The following is a 21113-nucleotide window of genomic DNA, read 5'->3' on the forward strand; positions in this document are numbered from 1 at the left end:
TTTACCCCTTCTCTACGCCTTATCTTGGAACATTTGGATAATGGAGTCAGCAATTTGAACGCATGCGGTTCCGTCACCATAAGGATTCGTTGCATGAGACATCGCATCGTAAGTTTCTTGATTATTCAATAAGTCATAGAATGCATCATAAATTGGAGTTTCTTCAACACCGACAAGTTTGAGTGTTCCAGCAGCGATTCCTTCAGGGCGTTCAGTTGTATCACGCATAACTAGAACCGGTTTCCCTAAACTTGGTGCTTCTTCTTGGATTCCTCCAGAGTCGGTTAATACAAGGTATGATGCATTTAAAAAGTTGTGGAAATCAATTACGTCAAGCGGTTCAATTATACGAATGCGATCGTCATCTCCGAGGATTTCATCTGCGATACTTCGTACAACGGGGTTCATATGAATTGGATAGACTGCTTTAGTATCTGGATGAGTATCGATAATGCGTTTAATGGCTTTAAACATTTGACGCATCGGTTCACCAATATTCTCACGACGATGAGCAGTAATAAGAATTAATCGACTGCCTTTTGCCCATTGAAGGATTGGATGGTCGTAATTATCACGAACCGTCGTTTTTAAAGCATCAATTGCGGTATTACCAGTAATAACCACAAGTTCTTTGGAGATTCCTTCACGAATTAAGTTATCGTAAGACTGTTGTGTCGGTGCAAAGTGTTTCGCAGCGAAGAGACCCACAGCACGGCGATTGAATTCTTCAGGGAATGGTGAATAGATATTGTATGTTCTTAATCCAGCTTCAACATGACCTACAGGAATTTGCATGTAGAATGCAGCAAGTCCTGAAACGAATGTTGTTTGTGTATCACCATGTACAAGAATAATATCTGGTTTTTCAATTTCTAACACTTCTTTGATTCTATTGAGAATCTCAGTTGTAACATCGAATAGAGTTTGCTTTGGTTTCATGATTGCAAGGTCATAATCAGGTACAACATCAAAGACTTCAAGAACAGCATCTAACATTTCACGGTGTTGCCCTGTTACGCAAACGACCGATTGAATCGCTTCGCGGGATTGTAATTCTTTGACAAGTGGGCACATTTTAATCGCCTCTGGGCGTGTACCAAATATGGATAATACTTTAATCATTGTTTTTCCTCCGATTTAAGTTTGTAAATTTTTCTCATAAACACAACTTGGTTGTTCCAAAAACGTTTCATGCGTTTGGGATCAAATGCAATACGGTAGAGCCATTCAAGGTTCATTGCCATGATTAACTTAGGTGCGCGTTTAATCATACCGCTTAAAACGTCGATACTACCACCACATCCAATAAATACACCTTTTTGAATTGTGGCAGCTTCAATCATGAAACGTTCTTGACGCGGTACTCCCAACGCAACGAGTACAAGGTCAGAGTTATACCCTTTCATCGCTTCAATAGCATCTTCAAATGTATTGTCATAGCCATTAAGCAGTTCATTAATAACTATTCCTGGATATTCAATATCAAGAATTTCTTTAAATTTGTCGAGAACCTCTTGTTTCGCACCATAGACAAAAAGCGAGAAACCTTGCTCACTAGAAATCTTGAGCATGTCACTCACTGTGTCAACACCTGTAACGCGTTTAATATCTGCTGAAAAAAGCTTGTTGTATCCCTTCACAACCCCGATTCCATCTGGAGTTATGAGCGTAGATTCATCAAGCAGAAAACGAGCTATGGATTCATCTTGGCTTCCATGCATCATAATTTCTGGGTTTGCTGTCACTAAGTTGACCCGTTCGTGTTGCATAATTTTTTGTGTCAAAAATTCATTGACTTCGTCACGCGGCATTTGCGTGACTTTTTTAAGTAAGTCTTTCATTGTTCAATTCCTTTCGGCACTTATAAACCGATACGTTCAGTTCGTAAATATCTGTATCTATAATATCATATTTGGTGGTCATAGTTAACCATTCCTGATGAATATCTCATGATTACTTCACCACTAAACTTATTTCAGAAATAAGAAAAAACCTAAAGAAAATCTTTAGGTTTAGGGTTTATTCTTCGTTGTCTTTGTTCCAGAATATTTTACGGTTATAGTATTGGCTCGTTTCACCCAAGGCAGTAAAGATTGGATCATGACCAATAGTTTCTGTCAGAGTAGGAACGCCTGAACTTAAGTCAGTTGCGATACCTAGTTTTGATCCTTCAATTTCTACACCAATAGCCGATAGAACAGTTGGGAAAATATCTGTAGCATTAAACCCTCGATTACGAGTGATGCTCGGATCCAACTCATCCCATACTGGATTGATAATCATATTGAATGTCGTACGTTCGTAATTCGGATCAATCGTTGTAAAGTATGTCTTATCCATGCTTAAGTGGTCCCCATTAACGACGATTGTTGTGTTTTCGTAGAAGTCTTGAGCTTTAATCCAATCAATGAAATCTGCAACAATGCGTTCGTCACATGTAATTGAATTTTCATAAGGATGAATTGATGGTGCATCACAGAGTTCATCAACATAACCATCTGGGAAGTGCGTATCGACTGTCTCTACAACTGCATGGAATGGTTGATCTCCGGCACTCATCTCAAGAATTGATTCTTTTGCGAATTCTAACATGGTACGATCTTCAATTCCGAATTGACCTTTAAAGTACTCATGTGATGATTGGCCAGTTTCGATGTAATGGAGACGATCGTAAATATCATAGTTACCATGTTGTTCGTAGAAGCTCTTGACACCATAGTCTGAACTTCTTGCACCGACTATAAGTCGATTGTGATATCCGTTCGCATAAAGGATATCACCAAGGTTTGTTAGTCCAGGCATGTAGTTTTCGACAGTTCCATCTTCATGTGATGTTGGTGGCCAAACGTATGGAATTCCACTTGTTTGGGTTACCATGCCTCCAATAGACCATGTTGCCCCAGGAACAGTACGGATTCCACCATAAGTCGATTGATGTGAAAAGTTTACAGCTTCCCCATCATCAAGGTATTTTGTCAGTGACGGAATAAGGTTTTGCTCCATCGCACCACCGTTTGCTTTATCAAAGTATGTTGCTTCTAACGATTCAAAGAAAATATAGATTAGATTGCGTTTTTGTTCTGGGAATTTAATGTCGACCGAATTTGGATCAATATAATACGTTTCGAACAACTCATTGTCCGAAGTGAAATAATTATAAATTTCCGGCATTTTTAAAGTATACGATGCATGCATGAGGACTGCAATTGCGAGAACAAGTGGTAATGCTCGGGAAAAAATTTTAGGCACGATTCCGACGCGTGATTTACTTTCTTTATTAATCGGTGTTGTGAGAATGTCTGAGTAAATGACAAAGCGCCACGCGATGACACTTACAACACTTGGTACTGTAATTGCAATAATATCACGTGTGAATGTTCCGGTTTCGGAGTTTATTGGTGATAAGATATTGAAAAGAATGATATCAAAAGTAATATTACCTAATGAACCTTGCAACCATAAATAGTATAGTGTACCAACAGAAACTACGGATAATGCAATCCATGAGAACATTCTGTAAACTGGCAATTTTTTTAGTTTGGTTTTAGCATTACAAATTATGAATGCAACAATAGCTGCAACAAATACTATCGCCGAAAAATAGACAAAGGCACGTTTTGCCGTAAAATATTGATTTAGAAAACTCGCATCATACTTAACGATACTAAAAGCATTGGTCACGATTATCGTCATAATGACAGTTAATCCAAAATGTGTCTTTACATCGATATTTCGTTTTGATAGAAACCAAAGTCCCAAACTAAGTATGAGCGGTAAGATCAGTGTTATAAAAATTTGAAAAAACATACTTCCCTCCAGTAGATATATTAATTATTATCTGACGAAACAGTCAGAATGTTTGATTCGTAAAATTCACTACGCATTTCCATTACTTTTCGTAAATACTCGATTGTGTACTTTTCAGATAGTGTTTGTTTTCCCGAAGAAAGATCAACTCCTATTCCTAGTTGCGATCCATCAAACGATACCCCTAACGCTGATAGCGCAGTTGGAAGAACATCGAGTGCAGAATATGTGCGGTTTTTAAGCGTTGTCTGCGGCAATGCTTTATCCCAAGCAGGATTGAGATACATGCTGAATGTTGTACGGTCGTATGATTGATCGAGTGTTTGGAAATATGTTGCATCCATACTTAAATGATCACCGTTGATAATTACCGTCGTATTTTCATAAAAATCTTGTTGAACGACCCAGTCTAAGAATTCGCCGATTGCAGCGTCATTACAGCTAATTGCATTTGCATAAGGTTGTCCAAATGGTTTTTCACATGCCGAGTCGGTATATCCATCTGGAAAGTGAAGATCATTAGTTTCTAGTACAAGATTAAACGGTTGATCGGATTGACTGAATTCATTCAATGACATTTTGGCCATATCAAAGAGTTTTCGGTCTTCAAAGCCCCACCACTCTAAGTAGTCTTTATCAAGCCAACCGACTTCTTTAACTTTACCCCAATCGTAGATTTCGTAATTACCGTGTTGCTCATAGAAACTACGGATGCCATAAAATGAGGCATTCGCTCCTGCAATCAGTCGTTGACGGTAACCTTGTTCGTGAAGAATGTCACCAAGATTTACCATTCCTGGTAAAAACGATTCAACATAGCCATCCTCACGTTCTCCTGGAGGTTTCTTATAAGGAATCCCAGACATCTGTGTTGACATTCCTGCAATTGACCATGTTGCGCCAGGGACATTTTGAATTCCACCATAAGGCGCATCTGTATTTGAAAAATTAACAGCTCCACCTTCCAAATAACGTGTTAGATTTGGAATCATATTCACATCATGATTTCCCCCACGTTCTTTATCAAGATATGTTGTTTCCAATGATTCAACGAAAATATAGATTAGATTTCGTTTCTTTTCTGGAAACTGTAGGTTTGCATCATGCGGATTCACATAGTGATCCTCAAAGAATGTATCGTTCGACAATGCATAACTAATAATTTGCGGTACATATAACGCTTGAGATGATAATGATACCACTAAGACCGCAATTACGGCGACACTCATTCGATTTGTGAAACGAAGCCATAATGGTGTGTTACGGCGTGATTTCCAACGAATTGGATTAACGAAATCTTTTGAGTAAGCGATTGTAAAGAAGCCAAAGAAGATGGCAACGAAGTTGCTACCAAGACCAACTATGTCATTTACAAACGTTCCCGTTTGTGTGTTAATTGGTGAAATTAGATTATTGAGCACAATATCAAAGGTTAGTGTTCCCATTGTACTTAGAATCCATAGAATATAAATAATCATAAATAACAAGATACTGAGTATACTTGCGGTGTAAAACCGGTAGATTCTGATTGTATAATTGTTTTTCTTCATCATTCGAATAATCAAATATGATGCTAAAACAGCTACTAGAGCAATACCAATATGTAATGCATAGAATCGTGGATTGCGATTGACATGACCAATTACTGATTTACCGCGCATGATCCAGTTCACTGCATTGCCGATTGTTACCGTTAATAACATGGCTAGCGCTGCTACATCGCGAACCTTCATGGTTTGTCGTGTTGCTTTAACTAGTATCCATGCTCCTAGAAGCGGAAACAGAAGTATAAGACTTACATTAAATAGCATATTAATTCCCTCACTCAATGCTTTTATGATATCACTTTCAGTTAACAAAACAATAACATTTCGTGATTTTCGTTAAAAAAGCGCTGTCGTAGCGCTTAAAATGGTTTTGGTTGAATCTGTCCTAAAATGACAGGTTTTGATGCCCCAGTTGCTGTTGGAACATTGCTTGGTTGTTTATTCAGGGTTTCATTCCCTAAAATTACGAAGGCAATCGCTTCTTTAGCATCACTTGAGAATCCTAGAGATTCTTGAGTGATGACTACGATGCCGTCAAGCATTTCATCAATTAATGATACAAGGAGTGGATTGTATGCTCCTCCCCCACCAAGAATTACTTCATCAATAGTGTGGTGTGGCATCACAAAGTCTTTGTAAGCTTGAGCGATCGTATATGCTGTAAAATATGTCAAAGTGTAAAGCACATCATTTGCTTGATTTGGATACGTCTCGCAAATTGCCTTAACAACATCTTCACCAAACATTTCACGACCTGTTGATTTAGGCGGTGCGATGTTTAGGTATGGATTCGTTGCTAAAGTATCAAATAACTCTTGAATTGAATGGCCTTGTTTCGCCATTGCAGCATCTTTATCGTACGGTTTTTGGTAAAAGTATGCCATTGCAGCATTCATCATCATATTACCAGGACCTGTATCAAATGCGCTGACATCATCAAGTTGTGCGTTGGCCGGAATAACAGTGACATTACCAATTCCACCAATATTTTGAAGTAGACGGGTCTTTTTAGCGTCCCGATAAAGCACAAATTCAGTATATGGAACTAACGGTGCACCATCTCCACCAGCAACCATATCCATCATTCTAAAATTAAAGACAACATCAGTATTATGATCATACGCTAAATAAGACGGATCACCGATTTGTAAGGTTGAACGGACATGGGGTGCTGTCGCATTTGGCAAGTGATGAATTGTTTGCCCATGTGATGCGATAAAGTCAATTGCTCCTTCATACTGTGTTTCATCCAGTAATTTTGTTACTGCCTTTGACCAAATCATTCCCAGTTCCATGTTTAAAGATGTAATGTCATCAACACGTGATGATTCTGGGTGACTGACATTGAGAATTTTTTGACGAAGTGTGTCATCGATGTCGAGTGATGTAAATCCTAAAACCTCAAGATTTGTATCCACACCATACCCACTAATTTTCGTAAGTACAGCATCAACACCATCTAATGACGTTCCTGACATCAATCCTATAGCGATTTTTTCTGTCATTTTTAGCCTCGATTTGCGATTGCAAGTGCAATACGATCTTCATTTGCTTCTAGTAGTGCTCTCGCCTCTGCTTGAGTTGTATCTGTCTCTTGCATGACAATTGCTGTTTTCACATGGTTTCCGCTTGCATCAAGTAAGTAAGCAGCACGGTCATAGTCAACACCCGTTGCTTTCATGATAATACCTTTTGCACGTTCAACTAATTTTGCGTTGCTTGTTTTAACGTCAACCATTAGGTTTCCATATACTTTACCGTATTTGATCATAGCCCCTGTTGATAACATGTTTAGGACCATTTTTGTTGCTGAACCTGATTTCATTCGTGTTGAACCTGTAACAACTTCTTGTCCAACGACAGCTTCGATTGGATAATCGGCATATTGTGCGATAACACTATCAGCAACACATGCCAATGAAATTGTTTTAGCATTGAGGCTACGTGCATACTTTAAGCCACCAACACAATATGGGGTACGTCCTGATGACGCAATCGCACAGAGAATATCATTCTCATTAAAATCAATGCGTTTCAGATCTTCAACTACAATTGTTTCATTATCTTCCGCCGCTTCAACTGGATGACGCAATGCGACATCACCACCAGCAATTAATCCCACAACGGCTTCTTCACCCATTCCAAATGTTGGAAGTACTTCGGATGCATCTAGAACCCCAAGACGACCAGATGTTCCAGCACCAATGTATACAAGGCGTCCGCCATTTAAAATTGTTTCATAGATTGCATCAACTGCTTTCGCAATTTGTGGTACAGCTGCGCCAACTGCATCAATAACAGCTTGATCTTCTTGATTAATCAAACGAATCATTGCTTCCGTTTCGAGCGTATCAATATGCATCGTATTTTTATTTTGTTGCTCTGTCCCTATCTTACTCAAATCAATTTTCATAATCTCATCCTCACTTTAATTCCATTATAAAGGGTTTGAAATGTTATTTCAAACCCTTTTGACTTTTTATGAAATTTTATTAAATATCGCGGATTGTTTTGACACTTTGACGTGATGCAACCAGTTTTTTACGGGTAGATTCAATGTCATCTTTCGCAACACCTAAATAAAGTAAATCGGAAACTGCAAGCATTGAAAATCGTGATGCAATGGATCCCAAACGAAGCTCTGACTCTTCTTTTGGAATATGTAAAACGATGTCCGCATATCGTGAGAGGTCATTACGACCAACTTGAGTAACAGCAATAACACAAGCACCACCTTCAGTTGCTTCACGTTGTGCAATGAGAATTTCACGCGTCATGCCTGAATAGGAAAACGCAATAACGACATCATTCTGATTTATGTGTGTCATCGCAGACACCATCAAGTGAAAATCATCAAAATACAGCACCTGTTTATCAATTCGTGTTAACTTTTGATACAAATCCTGTGCTGGTAGGCTGGAACCGCCAATTCCAAGCAGATAAATACGACGAGCCCCTTTAAGCGTTTCGATTGCCTTTACAAGTTGGTCCACATCAAGAAGTTTGTATGTCTTATCAAAAGTTTCGGCATTTCCAAACTTCGATTTTTGAATCATGGTTTGGACCGAATCGTCTTGTGTAATTAAGCGATTAATCGAATCAATAACTTCGATATCGTCTTTTGATTTCGCAAGCTCCACCTTGAGATGAGTAAATCCTTTATAGCCGATTTTTTTCGAAAAACGGACAACGGCTGCCGCAGATGAGTCAACCGCTTCTGCTAATTTTTGTGATGAGAGCGTGATAACATACTCCTTGTTTTCAAGAATATAGTTTGCGATCCGTAACTCTGTATCTGTATAGGTCCCCATATTCTCCTTAATGCGATATATACTACTCATAAAAGCCTCCCAAAATTGCTTATTTAACCTTATGGTAACGTATTTCCTAATAAATGGGAAATATATCACAAAAGATACCACAATTACTGTACTTTCGGTACTCAGTATTACAAAAAGAACTATAAAAACAACTTATTTAAAGAAAAGTGCAAACAAAAAAGGACTTCGAATCGAAACTCAAAGTCCTTTTTTTACTAGTTTAGAGATTTCTTAGGTTTAAAGACCTTTAAAGCGATTGTGACTGCAACAATTCCTGCAGTGAGTTTACCAATCATGACCGGTACAATTAAGTTTGGTTGGAAGTTAGCGGTGAACGCAAGATGGTCCCCGATTACAAACGCACCACAGACTGAGAAAGCTATAACTGCGATGATTTCATGATCTTCGAATGAATCGTCAATCATCGAGAAGAGTGCGATTACATTCGCTGCAGCAGCGAGAATACCTGTCACCACTTTCGATGAAAGTCCAACTTTGTTACCCAAACGTTCCAGCGGTTTCTCGAGTCGCGTCTGCATGAAATACACCATTGGAAATGCACCACAGAGCATAATACCAATATAACCAGCAACTTCAAGTGCACGGTTAATATCTGCTTCATCTGCAATGATGGGTTCAAATGGCCAAACACCAAAGAGTGTACTGAAGATACCTGTAAAATACTCAACTACGACTAAAGTAAAGACAATTTTGGTAAATGCATCCATGAAACGGCCGAAGCCTTTGAATCCAGCAATCATCATATCTGGTTTTTTCCATAAGCCAAACGCCATTAAAAAACAGATGATGAGTAATGGAATCAAGTTAAGAAAGATTGTTTGGAAGGTCATGTTCAAGATAACTGTTTGAGCTGCAGCGCTTGTGCTCGACAAGGCACGCACACTTGGACTCATCAACGCAATAATAATATTACTTACAAGAACCCCAACTGGTATCGTAATAAATCCAATCATAATTCCCAATGACATTTGACGGTGGTATTTTTCCTTAACCGTTTTCAAAGCCACAGGAATACTAAAGACGATGGTAGCACCAGCCATATACCCTACCGTTGTTGCCATAATCCATGATTCTTTCGTTACTGCTAATGATTCCGCAAGTTGATATCCTCCCATATCGACAGCGAGAAATGTAGTTGCTGCGATTGCTGGATCTGCCCCAAAGAAGGCAAAAACTGGGCTGATAAAGTTTGTAATCAAACTGATTAAGATTGGCAAGGATGCCATAATACCGGCAACTGGTAAGAAAATACTTCCGATTGCGTTAATTCCTTCAAGGAATTGGTTTCCCATTTCACTTTCCGGTTTAAATATTGATGCCAAACATCCCCATACTGCAAAGAACATGATGATGTAGACAACAACGTCACTAATTATTTTCATAGCGTTTCTCCATACTGTGCTAAAGCTTCGTTTGCATATTTAATACTTGAACGATACCAAATGTAAAGGTATTCGCCGACCGTAGCGCCATTTGATTCTTGAAGAATAGCCCAGATAAACCAGTAATATGATGCGAGTGCAACGTAGCCAATAAAGTGGCGACGGCGTTCAAAGCTCATCGGTTTGCCTTCGTAGCGGTCTAAAATATCCATAGCTTCTTCAAAGGTGTAATCTGAACATGCAATAAACGTTCCTAAATCAACACCTGGATCGTCAACGCCAGCATACTCCCAATCAATGAGATATGGACGTGTACCTTGGAAGAGAATATTTGGATCATAGAAATCACAATGGCATAGTATTTTCGGATAGTTATCCGATTCTGTAAACTGGAAAACACGTTCTAATTTATTATATAATTCATCGAAATCGTCAAAATCATGACGACCTTTTTCAGCGATCATCGCAATAAAATCATTTGTTTTTTTCCAAACATTGAACTCATATTTACCTTCCAGTTGGAGATCATGAAGTTTACGAATCATTTCAAGAGACGCATTTACTTCATAGTCATTGTGATAGTCCATGGTATGCGTATCGGTAATATAGTTCGCAATTTTCCAACCTTTATCTGGATTCATACAGATAAAGGAATCATCAAGTCCATATTCTTTCGCCACTTCTTGCGCATAGGCTTCGGCTCTGCGGTTAATGTAGCTATCCGTTCCGACACCAGGATGACGGTACATATAGACTTTATCGAAGACTTCAAATTTGAATGACAAGTTTGTGAGTCCTTTTTTGACTGCCTCAATATTCTTGATATCTTTAAGCTCACAATTTAGCGATGTCGTAATGTTTTCTAAAATTTGTGAGTCGGTATTCGTAATATACAAAGTATCGAAGTTTTGAAGGTCTTCAAAACTATCAAATTCATGAATTGAATTCGCTGGATATTCCTTACCATACATTTTTAATGTTCCGATATGCTTCATGAGGACATATTCCCACAGACGATAACGTGTCGTTTCATCTTTGAATTCTTCTTTTAAGATATTAATAAATGTATCCGAAAACTCTTTATCAAAGTAAGCGTGTCCTGTCATCAACGGTTCACCAACGCCAATTTCGATATCTTTAATCAATTTTCGTGAGTTCATTAATGCATAGAATTCCCCCGAAACATTTGCATGTTCATGAACTACTGCATAACTTGGCCCATACATATATGGATCAAATGGATTTTCATCATAATAGATGTCTGAAACACAAAGATAGGTATTCTTAAATTGCGATGCTACTTTCAAAATAGTTGAAATATTGTTGTAGCGGTAGTAGTCTTCATTGATGGCGATTTTTACGTTAAACTTGTCTTCTAAATAAAAGAACTTCTCTTTCATGTAACCAAGAACAAGTGTGATGTCTTTGATTCCGGATGCTTGTAATTGTTTAATTTGGCGTTCAATAAGGATTTCACCGCGGACTTTCAAGAGTCCTTTTGGGTTTTCATAACCGAGTGGTGCAATCCGGGACCCCATTCCTGCAGCCATAATAATCGCATTATCGACTTTGTACTGCTGCATAATAGCTGTTCCCTTTTCAGTAATTTGGTTGTCTTTGATATACTCGTTTTCGACTAAAGTGTTTAGAACACTGTTAACACTACCCAAAGATAGTTGGTTAAGCGCACTTGCGTCGCGTTGTGTTGTAAACTGATTGAGATGAAATAGTTTTAGGATATCAAATTCATTTTTTGTTATCATATATTTCTCCTTGTTCATAATTTCCTTAATTCTACCATAAAATGAACGAAAGCAATATATTTAACGATATTATTGTTGTAAATATCAGAAATCACATTTTTCCAGTATAAAAAAAAACGGTCATTTTTGACCGTTTATCATGAATTACTTATTTTTATTAAACTCGAGATATTCTTCGTAAGTACCAAGGTAATCAAACACAGATCCATCTGTTTTAAAATCAAAGACTCGTGTTGCTGTTGTTTCGATAATTTGATGGTCATGGGATGCCAGAATAATTGTACCTGGGAATTTAATGAGCGCATTGTTCAATGCAGTAATTGATTCCATGTCTAAGTGGTTCGTTGGCTCATCAAGTAAGAGCACATTGGCACCTAAAATCATCATTTTTGACATCATACAACGGACTTTCTCTCCACCTGAAAGGACATTGACCTTCTTCAATGCATCATCGCCACCGAATAACATACGTCCCAAGAATCCACGAACAAATGTTTCATCTTTTTCATCTGAGAATTCCATTAACCAGTCGACGATGCGCTCATCAACTTCAAAGTTCTCTTCGAAATTTTTATTAAAGTATGCATATTCAACGCTAGATCCCCAGTTAATCGAACCCGAATCAGCTGGTGTCGTTTCTGAAATGACATCGAAGAACATTGACTTAGCAAGCTCATTTTCGCCAACAAGGGCTACTTTTTCGCCATTTCCGACAGTAAGATTAAGATTCTTGAAGTAGGTAATCCCATCCCCTGTTTTCGTAAGGTCTTCAACTTGTAGAATTGAAGTACCTAAACTACGTTTTGGTTTAAATTCGATAAATGGGTAACGTCGTTTTGAAGGTTGCATTTCTTCGATATTAATTTTTGCTAACGCTTGTTTTCGTGATGTTGCTTGTTTGGACTTCGAGGCATTCGCACTAAAACGTGCAATAAAGTCTTGAAGTTCTTTGATTTTTTCTTCTTTTTTCTTGTTTGCATCTTTCATTTGACGAAGCATCAACTGACTGGATTCATACCAGAAATCGTAGTTTCCTACAAAGAGTTGAATTTTGCCATAGTCAATATCTGCAATATGGGTACATGTTTTATTTAAGAAGTGACGATCGTGAGAAACCATGATAACAGTTGTATTATCTAAGTTCATAATAAACTCTTCTAACCATTGAATTGCTTCAATGTCAAGGTGGTTAGTCGGCTCATCCAGTAATAAAATATCTGGATTACCAAATACCGCTTGTGCCAATAAGACTTTAACCTTATCAGCTGCAGGAACATCAGCCATTTTAGCTTCATGATATTGACTGTCAATTCCAAGACCATTTAAAAGCATGAATACTTCGGTTTCAGCATTCCAACCATCCATATCTGCAAACTTTTCTTCCAACTCACCCGCACGAATTCCATCGGCTTCTGTGAAATCTTCTTTAGTATAAATTGCATCTTTTTCTTTCATGATGGCATATAAGTCTTGGTTTCCCATGATAACTGTTTCTAAGACAGTAAATTCATCATATGCAAAATGATCTTGCTTTAAAAATGAAAGACGTTTCCCTGGTTGGACTGATACATGACCACCCGTTGCATCAAGTTCTTTTGATAACAACTTTAAAAAAGTTGATTTACCCGCACCGTTTGCACCGATAACCCCATAACAGTTACCCTCTATAAAATTGATGGATACATCTTCAAATAAAGCCTTCCCATCAAACATTAATGATAAATTATTTGTACTAATCACACGCATTCTCCTTTTGAATCCAATCAATTATATCATAAAAACAGAATTGGTACGTATTCATTGTCTCGAGATCAATACTTCTTGAGTGATGCTCTTGAACTGATATTCAATTACATCTAAAATAGAACCATATTGAGGTGAACTTATGAACGCAGAAATTATTAATGTTGGTACTGAATTATTGATGGGAGATGTTGTAAACACAAATGCAACATTCATCGCTAAACACTTACAAGATTACGGAATCAACAATTACTTTCAAACAGTAATTGGCGATAATCCCGCCCGCTTAGAAGCACAAATCAAACAATCACTAAGCCGTAGTGATATGATTATCATCACTGGCGGTCTGGGCCCAACATATGATGACTTAACGAAAGAAATCGTTGCTCAAGCATTAAACTTAGAAATGGTCATGGATTTGGCATCCAAAGAACGGATTGAGTCTTATTTCAAGAAATCACATCGCGCTATGCCTCACAACAACCTTAAGCAAGCCATGATTCCAGACGGTTCGCGAGCATTGGATAATAATTACGGAACCGCACCCGGTGTGCTCATTGAGCAAAATGACAAAACAGTCATTTTATTGCCCGGACCACCTCGGGAACTGAAACCGATGTTTTTGAATGCTATTATTCCGTTTCTCGCAGAAAAACGTGACTTTATGATTGTTTCTGATCGTGTCTACATCCAGGGTATTGGAGAGTCACACATCGAGGAAGCACTCTCCAGTCTTATGATTGAAAGCACCAATCCTACGATTGCCCCCTATTTGCATGAAAATGGGGTCATGTTACGCGTTAGTGCTCGCGCACGTTCACAAGAAGAAGGACATGCTTTAAATCAAAACGCAGTCAACGTCATTCTCGAAACCTTCCCAGACAATATTATGGGAGTGAATATCGGCTCTTTAGAAGAAGAGTTAGTTCTCGAACTGACGAAACGCAATCAAACTATCGCAACGGCTGAAAGTTGCACCGGTGGCTTACTTGCGAAACGTATTACGGATGTTAATGGAAGTTCTGCCATTTTCAATTATGGTGCAGTCACATATTCAAATACCATGAAGACTCAAGTCCTCGGTGTCGATTCGTCTCTTTTTGATTCAGTAGGTGCTGTTTCAAAAGAAGTAGCTGAAGCAATGGCACTTGGCGTTAAAAAACTTGCTAACGCTCATTATGGTATCGGAATAACAGGAATCGCAGGCCCGACTGGTGGAACTGTTGAAAAACCTGTAGGAACAGTGTATATCGCCCTTGCAACGACAGCAGGATGTGTTACTGAAAAATACATGTTTGGCCATCGCCATCTTGATCGTGAAAGTGTTCGATATGCAGCATCTCAGGCGGCGCTTGCCTTAATTCACAAGCATTTGAAATAAAAAAAGCCTCAACGGGCTTTTTTTTATTCTTTCCCATCCGACGCTGATAGCAATTCTATGGCCGCTGGTTGTAGATTGATGGCTTTAATGCGTTCGGCATCAAATTTGGGTTTACGATTGTAGTAACACAGCCCATTCTTTTCTTGCTCAATATCATACAATTGTGTGTAACAATAGCCAAACAATTGTGGGTGCTGAAGTAAAACGTTTGTAAGTCCTTCATAGCGCTCTAAAAATTCAGTTTCAGATTGTGGTTCTGTACCATAACCCCATGAACTTTCACCACTTGGATCCCATTTAATACCGCCATATTCGCTAATACAAAATGCCTGTCCTGATTTATAGGTTTGTCGGGCATCATGTTCATCCCAGAATGCACCATTTGGGTGATGAATTCCTTGGAAATGATACCGTAATTGATCGACATCTTGAGTATAATCATGAACATCATAAAAATCAGTAACAACATGATAATTACCACTCGTATCAACACATGGTCGTGTTGGGTCCATGTCTTTAGTCGTTCGGTAAATTAATTCTATAATTTCGTCACGTTGAGGTCTTCCCTCAACATTCCATGTCTCATTGAATGGACTCCAGGTGATAATCGATGGGTGATTAAAATCTCGTTTAACGAGTTGTTGCCATTCGGGTAGAAAATCCGTGATCGATTGGTAATTCGAAAGATCAATGCCCCAGTTTGCCATTTCGGCCCAGACCATGAATCCAGCGCGATCACAATGGTAGTAGAATCTCGGTTCAAATGCTTTTTCATGTAACCGTGCGCCATTAAAACCCATAGATTGACTTAAAGTAATGTCATGTTTTAGGCTTTCATCATCCTTCGCGGTATAAACACCATCTTCATAAAATCCTTGTAACAGCACAAATCGTTGGAATATTGTTTTACCATTGAGCTTAAATTCATACCCATCAAGTTCAATTTCACGCATCCCAAAATAACTATGAACCGTATCATCTTCAAAAGAGAATGTGACATCGTACAATGCACCTTCACCGATTTCCCACAGATGTAGCTCATCCAGTTTTATTTGAACAAATCCATGCTTATTGAGGGTCGTTTGATGTTGTCCGACACACCTTCCATCATAGGTAATTTCAACTGATAATTGCCCTTTTCCCGTAGCAAAAGCTTCAATCGCAATTGTACTATTATGGATATTTGGATAGTATCGAATGCTTTCAAGTCGTGTAAAAGGCACAAACTCTAACCACACAGTCTGCCATATACCCGTTGTACGGGTATAATCACAACCTCGTGAGTAGTAAAAAGAACTTTGTTTTCCTTTTGGCTGTCTTCCCGAACGTACATCATCCTCTACGTAAACAGTCAAAGTATTGATACCTACATGGACATGCTCTCGAATTTCAAATGAAAATGAATCATAACCGCCTTCATGAGCTCCTATTGACTGACCGTTCACAAATATTTCTGTTTTATAATCGACCGCACCGAAGTGAAGTATGATCTCGGATTGAAGCTGATCTGCCCCAACCTCAAAATTTCTTTGATACCATACTGCCGGCATAAAATCAGTATATTCAATACCGCTAAGCTTGCTTTCTGGAGGATACGGAACAGTTATTTGCCGCGTAAAGGTGTGCTCTTTTTGCCATTGACGATCTAAACCGCTTTTTCCAAAATCAAAATCAAATTTCCATAACCCATTTAAATTTTGCCAAGTTTGGCGTTCAAATTGCGGATTTGGATGTTCATGTCTGGGTATACTATTCATTTGAGTTCTCCCTCTCTTTTATCTATAATTGAATTATACAATCACCAATTTCAGAAATGGTGGATAATTCAATCAATTAAGTGAGGAATACACGCATGAAAGAACATATACTCAGTTTTTTACCCAGTCATTTTCAAACGCCGTCCCTTTTTCGTATTGAAATTGCGGGAATCACATACCCATTCAGCACGTATCATGTCCAACGTCAACATTCGCATATATACAGTTTCGAGTATGTTGTATCTGGATCCGGAACGCTGAGAATTGACGGCATCGAATACAGTGTGCAACAAGGAGATGTTTTTATCTTGCCTAAGCACCATGATCATGAATATTGGTCAAACCCCAAAAAGCCACTCCATAAACTATGGATTAATGTATCAGGCAGTTTATGCGATCACCTGCTTCAAACGTATCACATTCACAATAATTATGTATTTCGTAATTTGGATGTATTTGATTGTCTCTCTGAATTTCTGGTTATATGTGAAACTTACACATTGACACCGCAACAACGTTCACAGCAAACATCGCTTCAATTTCATAAATTAATGCTACTTATTCACGATCATTCCATCCAAAACGACGTATTACATCTCAGTGAACCTGTTTATAAGGCAAAACAACGATTCGATGACTCAGTGTTTACAACTATATCGATTAGCGAAGTAGCCGCTCACGTGAACATGTCGTCCTCACAATTAACCCGGATTTTTAAACAGCAACTTCATCAAACACCCTACAATTACCTTCTTGATAAGAAACTTGAAATGGCACGATTACTACTCTCGGAGTCTTTTTTAACTGTACAACAAATTTCTGATCGGTTGGCATTTTCCGACCCGCAGTATTTCTCCAATATTTTCAAACGTAAAAGTGGATATACACCGACTCAGTGGCGGAATACAAACCGACGTAAATCCGATTAACGCCTTACGAAATACCATGCATTTAACTCAATCCCACATAAAAAAGGAGCCAAGTTTTGACTTGCTCCTTTTTCGATATAGTATTTTTGATTGCTTTAAAAACTATATACTGCTTTTAACTAATAATACGATAGATTCGATATGTGTTGTTTGTGGGAACATATCAACAGGTTGAACACTATCAATGCTATAGCCAGCAGATACGAATGGTTTTAAATCACGAACGAGCGTTGCAGGATTACAACTTACATACGCAATTTTCTCTGGACTTAAGGCAATAACGTCATCAATAAATGATGATTCAAGACCTTTTCGAGGTGGATCGACAACAACTACGTCTGGTTTTAACGATAGTTCTTTAATTCCCTCAATGACATCTCCTGCAATGAACGAGATATTCGAGACGTCATTAATCTCTGCATTTTTAACGGCTACAATAACAGCTTCTTCAACAATTTCAATTCCAATGACTTCCTTAGCTCTTTGTGCAAGGCTCAGGGATATTGTTCCAATTCCAGAATAAGCATCAAGTACGACTTCTGTTCCATCAAGTTGAAGTGTATCTAAGAGTGTTTGATAGAGTACTTCCGCTTGCGGAGTGTTCACTTGTAGAAATGATTCCGCTGTGACTTCATAAGTATTTTCGAGAATAACTTCTTTGAATGTATCCTTGCCATATACAACTTTTGATTCTGGACCCATTATAGCTGCCGTTTTATGTGGGTTCACATTGTGAACGATACTTACAATATTATCCGATAGGGCTGCAATTGCCGGAACAATTTTAGATTGCGGGAATAAACTCTTCGAACGTGTTACTAAAACAACCATCACTTCTCCAGTATTTTGACCATGGCGAACAATGATGTGACGAATGTTTCCTGTATTTGTGCGAGCATCATATGGTTTTTCATTAAATTCAACGAGAATATCGCGAATTCCAACAACAATTTCGTCAATTCCAAGTGCATTAATTTTGAAGTTGTTAACTGGGATGAGTTGGTGTGAGTTATGTTTAAAGACGCCAATTTCCATAGCATCATCAACTTTTCGAACCGGAACTTGCGTTTTATTACGGTAATGCCATTCGTTTTCGGCTCCAATAATATGATTTACCAATACATTTTTAAACATAGGATCTTTCTTGAAAGCATCCTCTACAATTTTTGTTTTGAGTTCTAATTGTCGGGAATAACTGACATGTTGGAGTGGAATAGTACTGTTTAGAGCAAGATCTTTCGATTTTACGTAGGCGCGATCTTGTGATGGAATGAGAAGTTCGGTAATACGACCAAAGGCATATTTCTTCTCAACGCGATCAAGCTTTACCAGTGCAGTTTCGCCCGTAATTCCTCCCTCGACAAAAATAGGATAACCGTCGACTTTAGCAACGCCTTTTCCTTCGTAAGACATATCAATAAATGTTAATTCAAGAATATCATTTTTCTTTAATGAATCTGTATTCATGGTTTCCTTCTTTCTTCGATTATGTTATCGATTGTGGTTTAAATTTCTTAATAAAATCATGGTTGCAGCAATGTGGAGTTTACATTGGTGCTGAAAGATTTCGCATGAAGTTTAGTTATTAAAAATTTCGAACATGTTTAGTATATGATTTTGGACTATATAAGTAAACATATATCCTTCATATCTCAAAAGAAAAGCATCTTAAAAGATGCTTCATTGCTATTTTTTAGATTTCATAGTCAATCTGGTATGCTTTCGCATCGGTATTGTAGTAGCCGTAGGATATTTCAACAACTTCCCCCTCCGCGTTTTCTGTGTGACGTTCACGACATAACACAGGTTGGTCTTCGAGTTTTAGAATCTTACGAATCATCGGATCGACATCCACTACCACATAAAAACGGTCACTAAAATTTGCCACATCAAAGCCTTTAAGAGCAAGCCATTTGTATAATGAATTTGATTCAATTTCATTAATGGCATGTTTTATCGACATGACTGGAAAATAGTGTTCAAACGTAATGTACGGTTCACCATCCAAATAGTACATACGTTTTAGGCACGTTGCAGACTCACCAAACGCCTCAAATAATGTGGCATTATTCTGTACATCCACAACATCAATTTCCATAAGTTCTTTTTTCAACTCGTGCTGTTTTTCAAGAATTGAAGAAAATGAATTTGCTTTTGAGAGCCGATTGAAAAGTCGATTACTTAGAACAGTCGTTCCTTTACCACTCTTTTTCTCAAGATATCCTTCATTACTCAGTATTTCTACCGCATTACGAACTGTGATTTTACTAACAGCAAACATTTCTTCTAATTCACGCTCTGTCGGAATGTAACTGCCAACAGGATAACGGCCCGAGAGAATGTCTTTCTTAATTTGTTGTGCAACTTCTAAATACAATAATTTTTTTCTGTTCACTGACATACCTCCCTCAATCCCTTAGTTTCTACAATTATAGCTTATTAACAGCTAATATACAGTATGAATGCAAATATTATGATGTTTTTGTTATTCTTCAACAATTTTCCCGATATCTTTAAGCTCGATTGAGACCCGTCCATTGATGTCGGTTTTAATATCGATTATGTTTTGAACATCCAAAATATCAAGTGGTAGGATAATTTCGATACCTGATTCTGTTCGAATACGGTGTTTTTTTATAGTTGCCGTTTTATTCATGAGTTTCAAATTAATGAGGTCCGTAACGTTGTTTGCTTCAAAAGCGTTATGGATTAGAGAAGCCTCATGTTCGTCAATATCCTCAAAAATTTCCTTTAAGATTTGCTCGGGTTCAATCTCATCATACAGCTCGACGTTATCTGTAATAATTTGTCGCGCCTTGATTGTATTAGGTAATCGGTCAACGTCCCGTTGATCAGAAATCGATTGAATCAGGGTATCAACAACTTGAAATGATTGTTTAGAATTGGCTATCAAGGTCGTATCTAAAAAGGTTTCGATGGCATCTCGATTCGCTGGCACTGCCTTAACTCGAGTATCACCGGTTGTTAGATCGATTAAAAATCCTGCTTGAACACTTGCGAATCCACTTGGCATAATTGCATGATTGTATACCAATGCATTTTCAACTCCCTGAACATTTTGCGTGATTTTGATGACACCATCTTTGCTTAGAAGTTCAAACATTCCAAAACCAACAGATTCTCCTAAATCAGCAAGTACAAACACAAGATTGTTGCTCGTATAGTCCATATTTTGGATATACTGTTCGAACCATTGGCGGGCTAAATCTTGTGTAGTTTCCAAGAATGGAAATTGAGTTCCGATTAGCGCTTTAAATGGACTGCGCTCACCAATTGTTGCCCGTGTCGTAGAAGTGCTGTTTTGCATCCCTTTCACAAGTTTAAGTAAGTAGTTTTCAATTGCATGCTGATTGTTTAAGTTCAGCGGTTGTTGTGACAAAATTATTGATTTGAGATCATCATCCAAAGTATGAATGATTGCTTTATTAATATCCATAGTTAC

Annotated in this window: 16 protein-coding genes; 2 read left to right on the plus strand and 14 right to left on the minus strand. The window is 38.1% G+C overall.

What is annotated here, in order from left to right:
* Nucleotides 1-12: 12 nt before the first annotated feature.
* The 10 genes from wecB to G7061_RS06145 all read right to left on the minus strand — a co-directional run bounded on the left by wecB (nucleotide 13) and on the right by G7061_RS06145 (nucleotide 13580).
* Nucleotides 13-1122, minus strand: coding sequence for a non-hydrolyzing UDP-N-acetylglucosamine 2-epimerase (gene wecB, locus G7061_RS06100; RefSeq protein ID WP_159641235.1), 1110 nt, complete (start codon nucleotides 1120-1122; stop codon nucleotides 13-15).
* On the minus strand, nucleotides 1119-1841 hold the full coding sequence (locus tag G7061_RS06105; protein ID WP_166119712.1) for a WecB/TagA/CpsF family glycosyltransferase: 723 nt from the start codon (nucleotides 1839-1841) through the stop codon (nucleotides 1119-1121). Before G7061_RS06105 ends, wecB begins: the two co-directional genes overlap by 4 nt.
* A 178-nt stretch (nucleotides 1842-2019) precedes the next feature.
* Nucleotides 2020-3807 (minus strand): LTA synthase family protein, encoded by a 1788-nt coding sequence (locus tag G7061_RS06110; RefSeq protein WP_166119716.1) that lies wholly within the window; start codon nucleotides 3805-3807, stop codon nucleotides 2020-2022.
* Nucleotides 3808-3827: 20 nt separating this feature from the next.
* Entirely contained in the window at nucleotides 3828-5618 is a 1791-nt protein-coding gene (locus G7061_RS06115) for a sulfatase-like hydrolase/transferase (RefSeq protein ID WP_159641223.1), read from the minus strand.
* Nucleotides 5619-5713: 95 nt separating this feature from the next.
* A complete protein-coding gene (gene anmK / locus G7061_RS06120; RefSeq protein WP_166119721.1) occupies nucleotides 5714-6859 on the minus strand; it encodes an anhydro-N-acetylmuramic acid kinase AnmK in 1146 nt (381 codons plus the stop codon).
* Nucleotides 6860-6861: 2 nt separating this feature from the next.
* A complete protein-coding gene (gene murQ / locus G7061_RS06125; protein WP_166119724.1) occupies nucleotides 6862-7767 on the minus strand; it encodes an N-acetylmuramic acid 6-phosphate etherase in 906 nt (301 codons plus the stop codon).
* A 79-nt stretch (nucleotides 7768-7846) separates the two neighbouring features.
* Nucleotides 7847-8695: a MurR/RpiR family transcriptional regulator gene (locus tag G7061_RS06130; RefSeq protein WP_159636216.1), complete on the minus strand. Its 849-nt coding sequence runs from the start codon at nucleotides 8693-8695 to the stop codon at nucleotides 7847-7849.
* Nucleotides 8696-8889: 194 nt separating this feature from the next.
* Complete coding sequence (locus tag G7061_RS06135; protein ID WP_159641214.1) at nucleotides 8890-10077, minus strand: ethanolamine utilization protein EutH; 1188 nt, start codon at nucleotides 10075-10077, stop codon at nucleotides 8890-8892.
* Nucleotides 10074-11840: a phosphotransferase gene (locus G7061_RS06140; RefSeq protein ID WP_159646240.1), complete on the minus strand. Its 1767-nt coding sequence runs from the start codon at nucleotides 11838-11840 to the stop codon at nucleotides 10074-10076. The genes G7061_RS06135 and G7061_RS06140 overlap by 4 nt, the downstream gene beginning before the upstream one ends.
* Nucleotides 11841-11984: 144 nt before the next feature.
* A complete protein-coding gene (locus G7061_RS06145; protein WP_166119729.1) occupies nucleotides 11985-13580 on the minus strand; it encodes an ABC-F family ATP-binding cassette domain-containing protein in 1596 nt (531 codons plus the stop codon).
* A gap of 145 nt (nucleotides 13581-13725) precedes the next feature.
* Between G7061_RS06145 and G7061_RS06150 the strand changes: the two genes are divergently transcribed.
* Nucleotides 13726-14964 carry a competence/damage-inducible protein A gene (locus G7061_RS06150; RefSeq protein WP_166119732.1) on the plus strand — a complete coding sequence of 413 codons (1239 nt, stop codon included), beginning with the start codon at nucleotides 13726-13728 and terminating at the stop codon, nucleotides 14962-14964.
* A gap of 23 nt (nucleotides 14965-14987) precedes the next feature.
* Here the strand turns inward: G7061_RS06150 and G7061_RS06155 are convergent, their stop codons facing one another.
* The gene (locus G7061_RS06155) at nucleotides 14988-16721 is read right to left on the minus strand and encodes a glycoside hydrolase family 2 protein (protein ID WP_166119735.1); all 1734 of its coding nucleotides are present in this window, start codon (nucleotides 16719-16721) and stop codon (nucleotides 14988-14990) included.
* Between the two features lie 95 nt (nucleotides 16722-16816).
* Between G7061_RS06155 and G7061_RS06160 the strand changes: the two genes are divergently transcribed.
* Nucleotides 16817-17650 (plus strand): AraC family transcriptional regulator, encoded by an 834-nt coding sequence (locus tag G7061_RS06160; protein ID WP_166119738.1) that lies wholly within the window; start codon nucleotides 16817-16819, stop codon nucleotides 17648-17650.
* Between the two features lie 102 nt (nucleotides 17651-17752).
* Here the strand turns inward: G7061_RS06160 and rlmD are convergent, their stop codons facing one another.
* From rlmD to G7061_RS06175, 3 genes are all read right to left on the minus strand, one after another.
* Entirely contained in the window at nucleotides 17753-19117 is a 1365-nt protein-coding gene (gene rlmD / locus G7061_RS06165; RefSeq protein WP_166119741.1) for a 23S rRNA (uracil(1939)-C(5))-methyltransferase RlmD, read from the minus strand.
* Nucleotides 19118-19343: 226 nt separating this feature from the next.
* A complete protein-coding gene (locus tag G7061_RS06170; protein ID WP_159640627.1) occupies nucleotides 19344-20045 on the minus strand; it encodes a GntR family transcriptional regulator in 702 nt (233 codons plus the stop codon).
* Between the two features lie 90 nt (nucleotides 20046-20135).
* Nucleotides 20136-21107, minus strand: a complete 972-nt coding sequence (locus G7061_RS06175; RefSeq protein ID WP_159640624.1) for a nucleoid-associated protein — start codon at nucleotides 21105-21107, stop codon at nucleotides 20136-20138.
* Nucleotides 21108-21113 lie beyond the last annotated feature (6 nt).

The organism is Erysipelothrix sp. HDW6B (assembly GCF_011301115.1).
GTDB lineage: Bacteria > Bacillota_I > Bacilli_A > Erysipelotrichales > Erysipelotrichaceae > Erysipelothrix > Erysipelothrix anatis.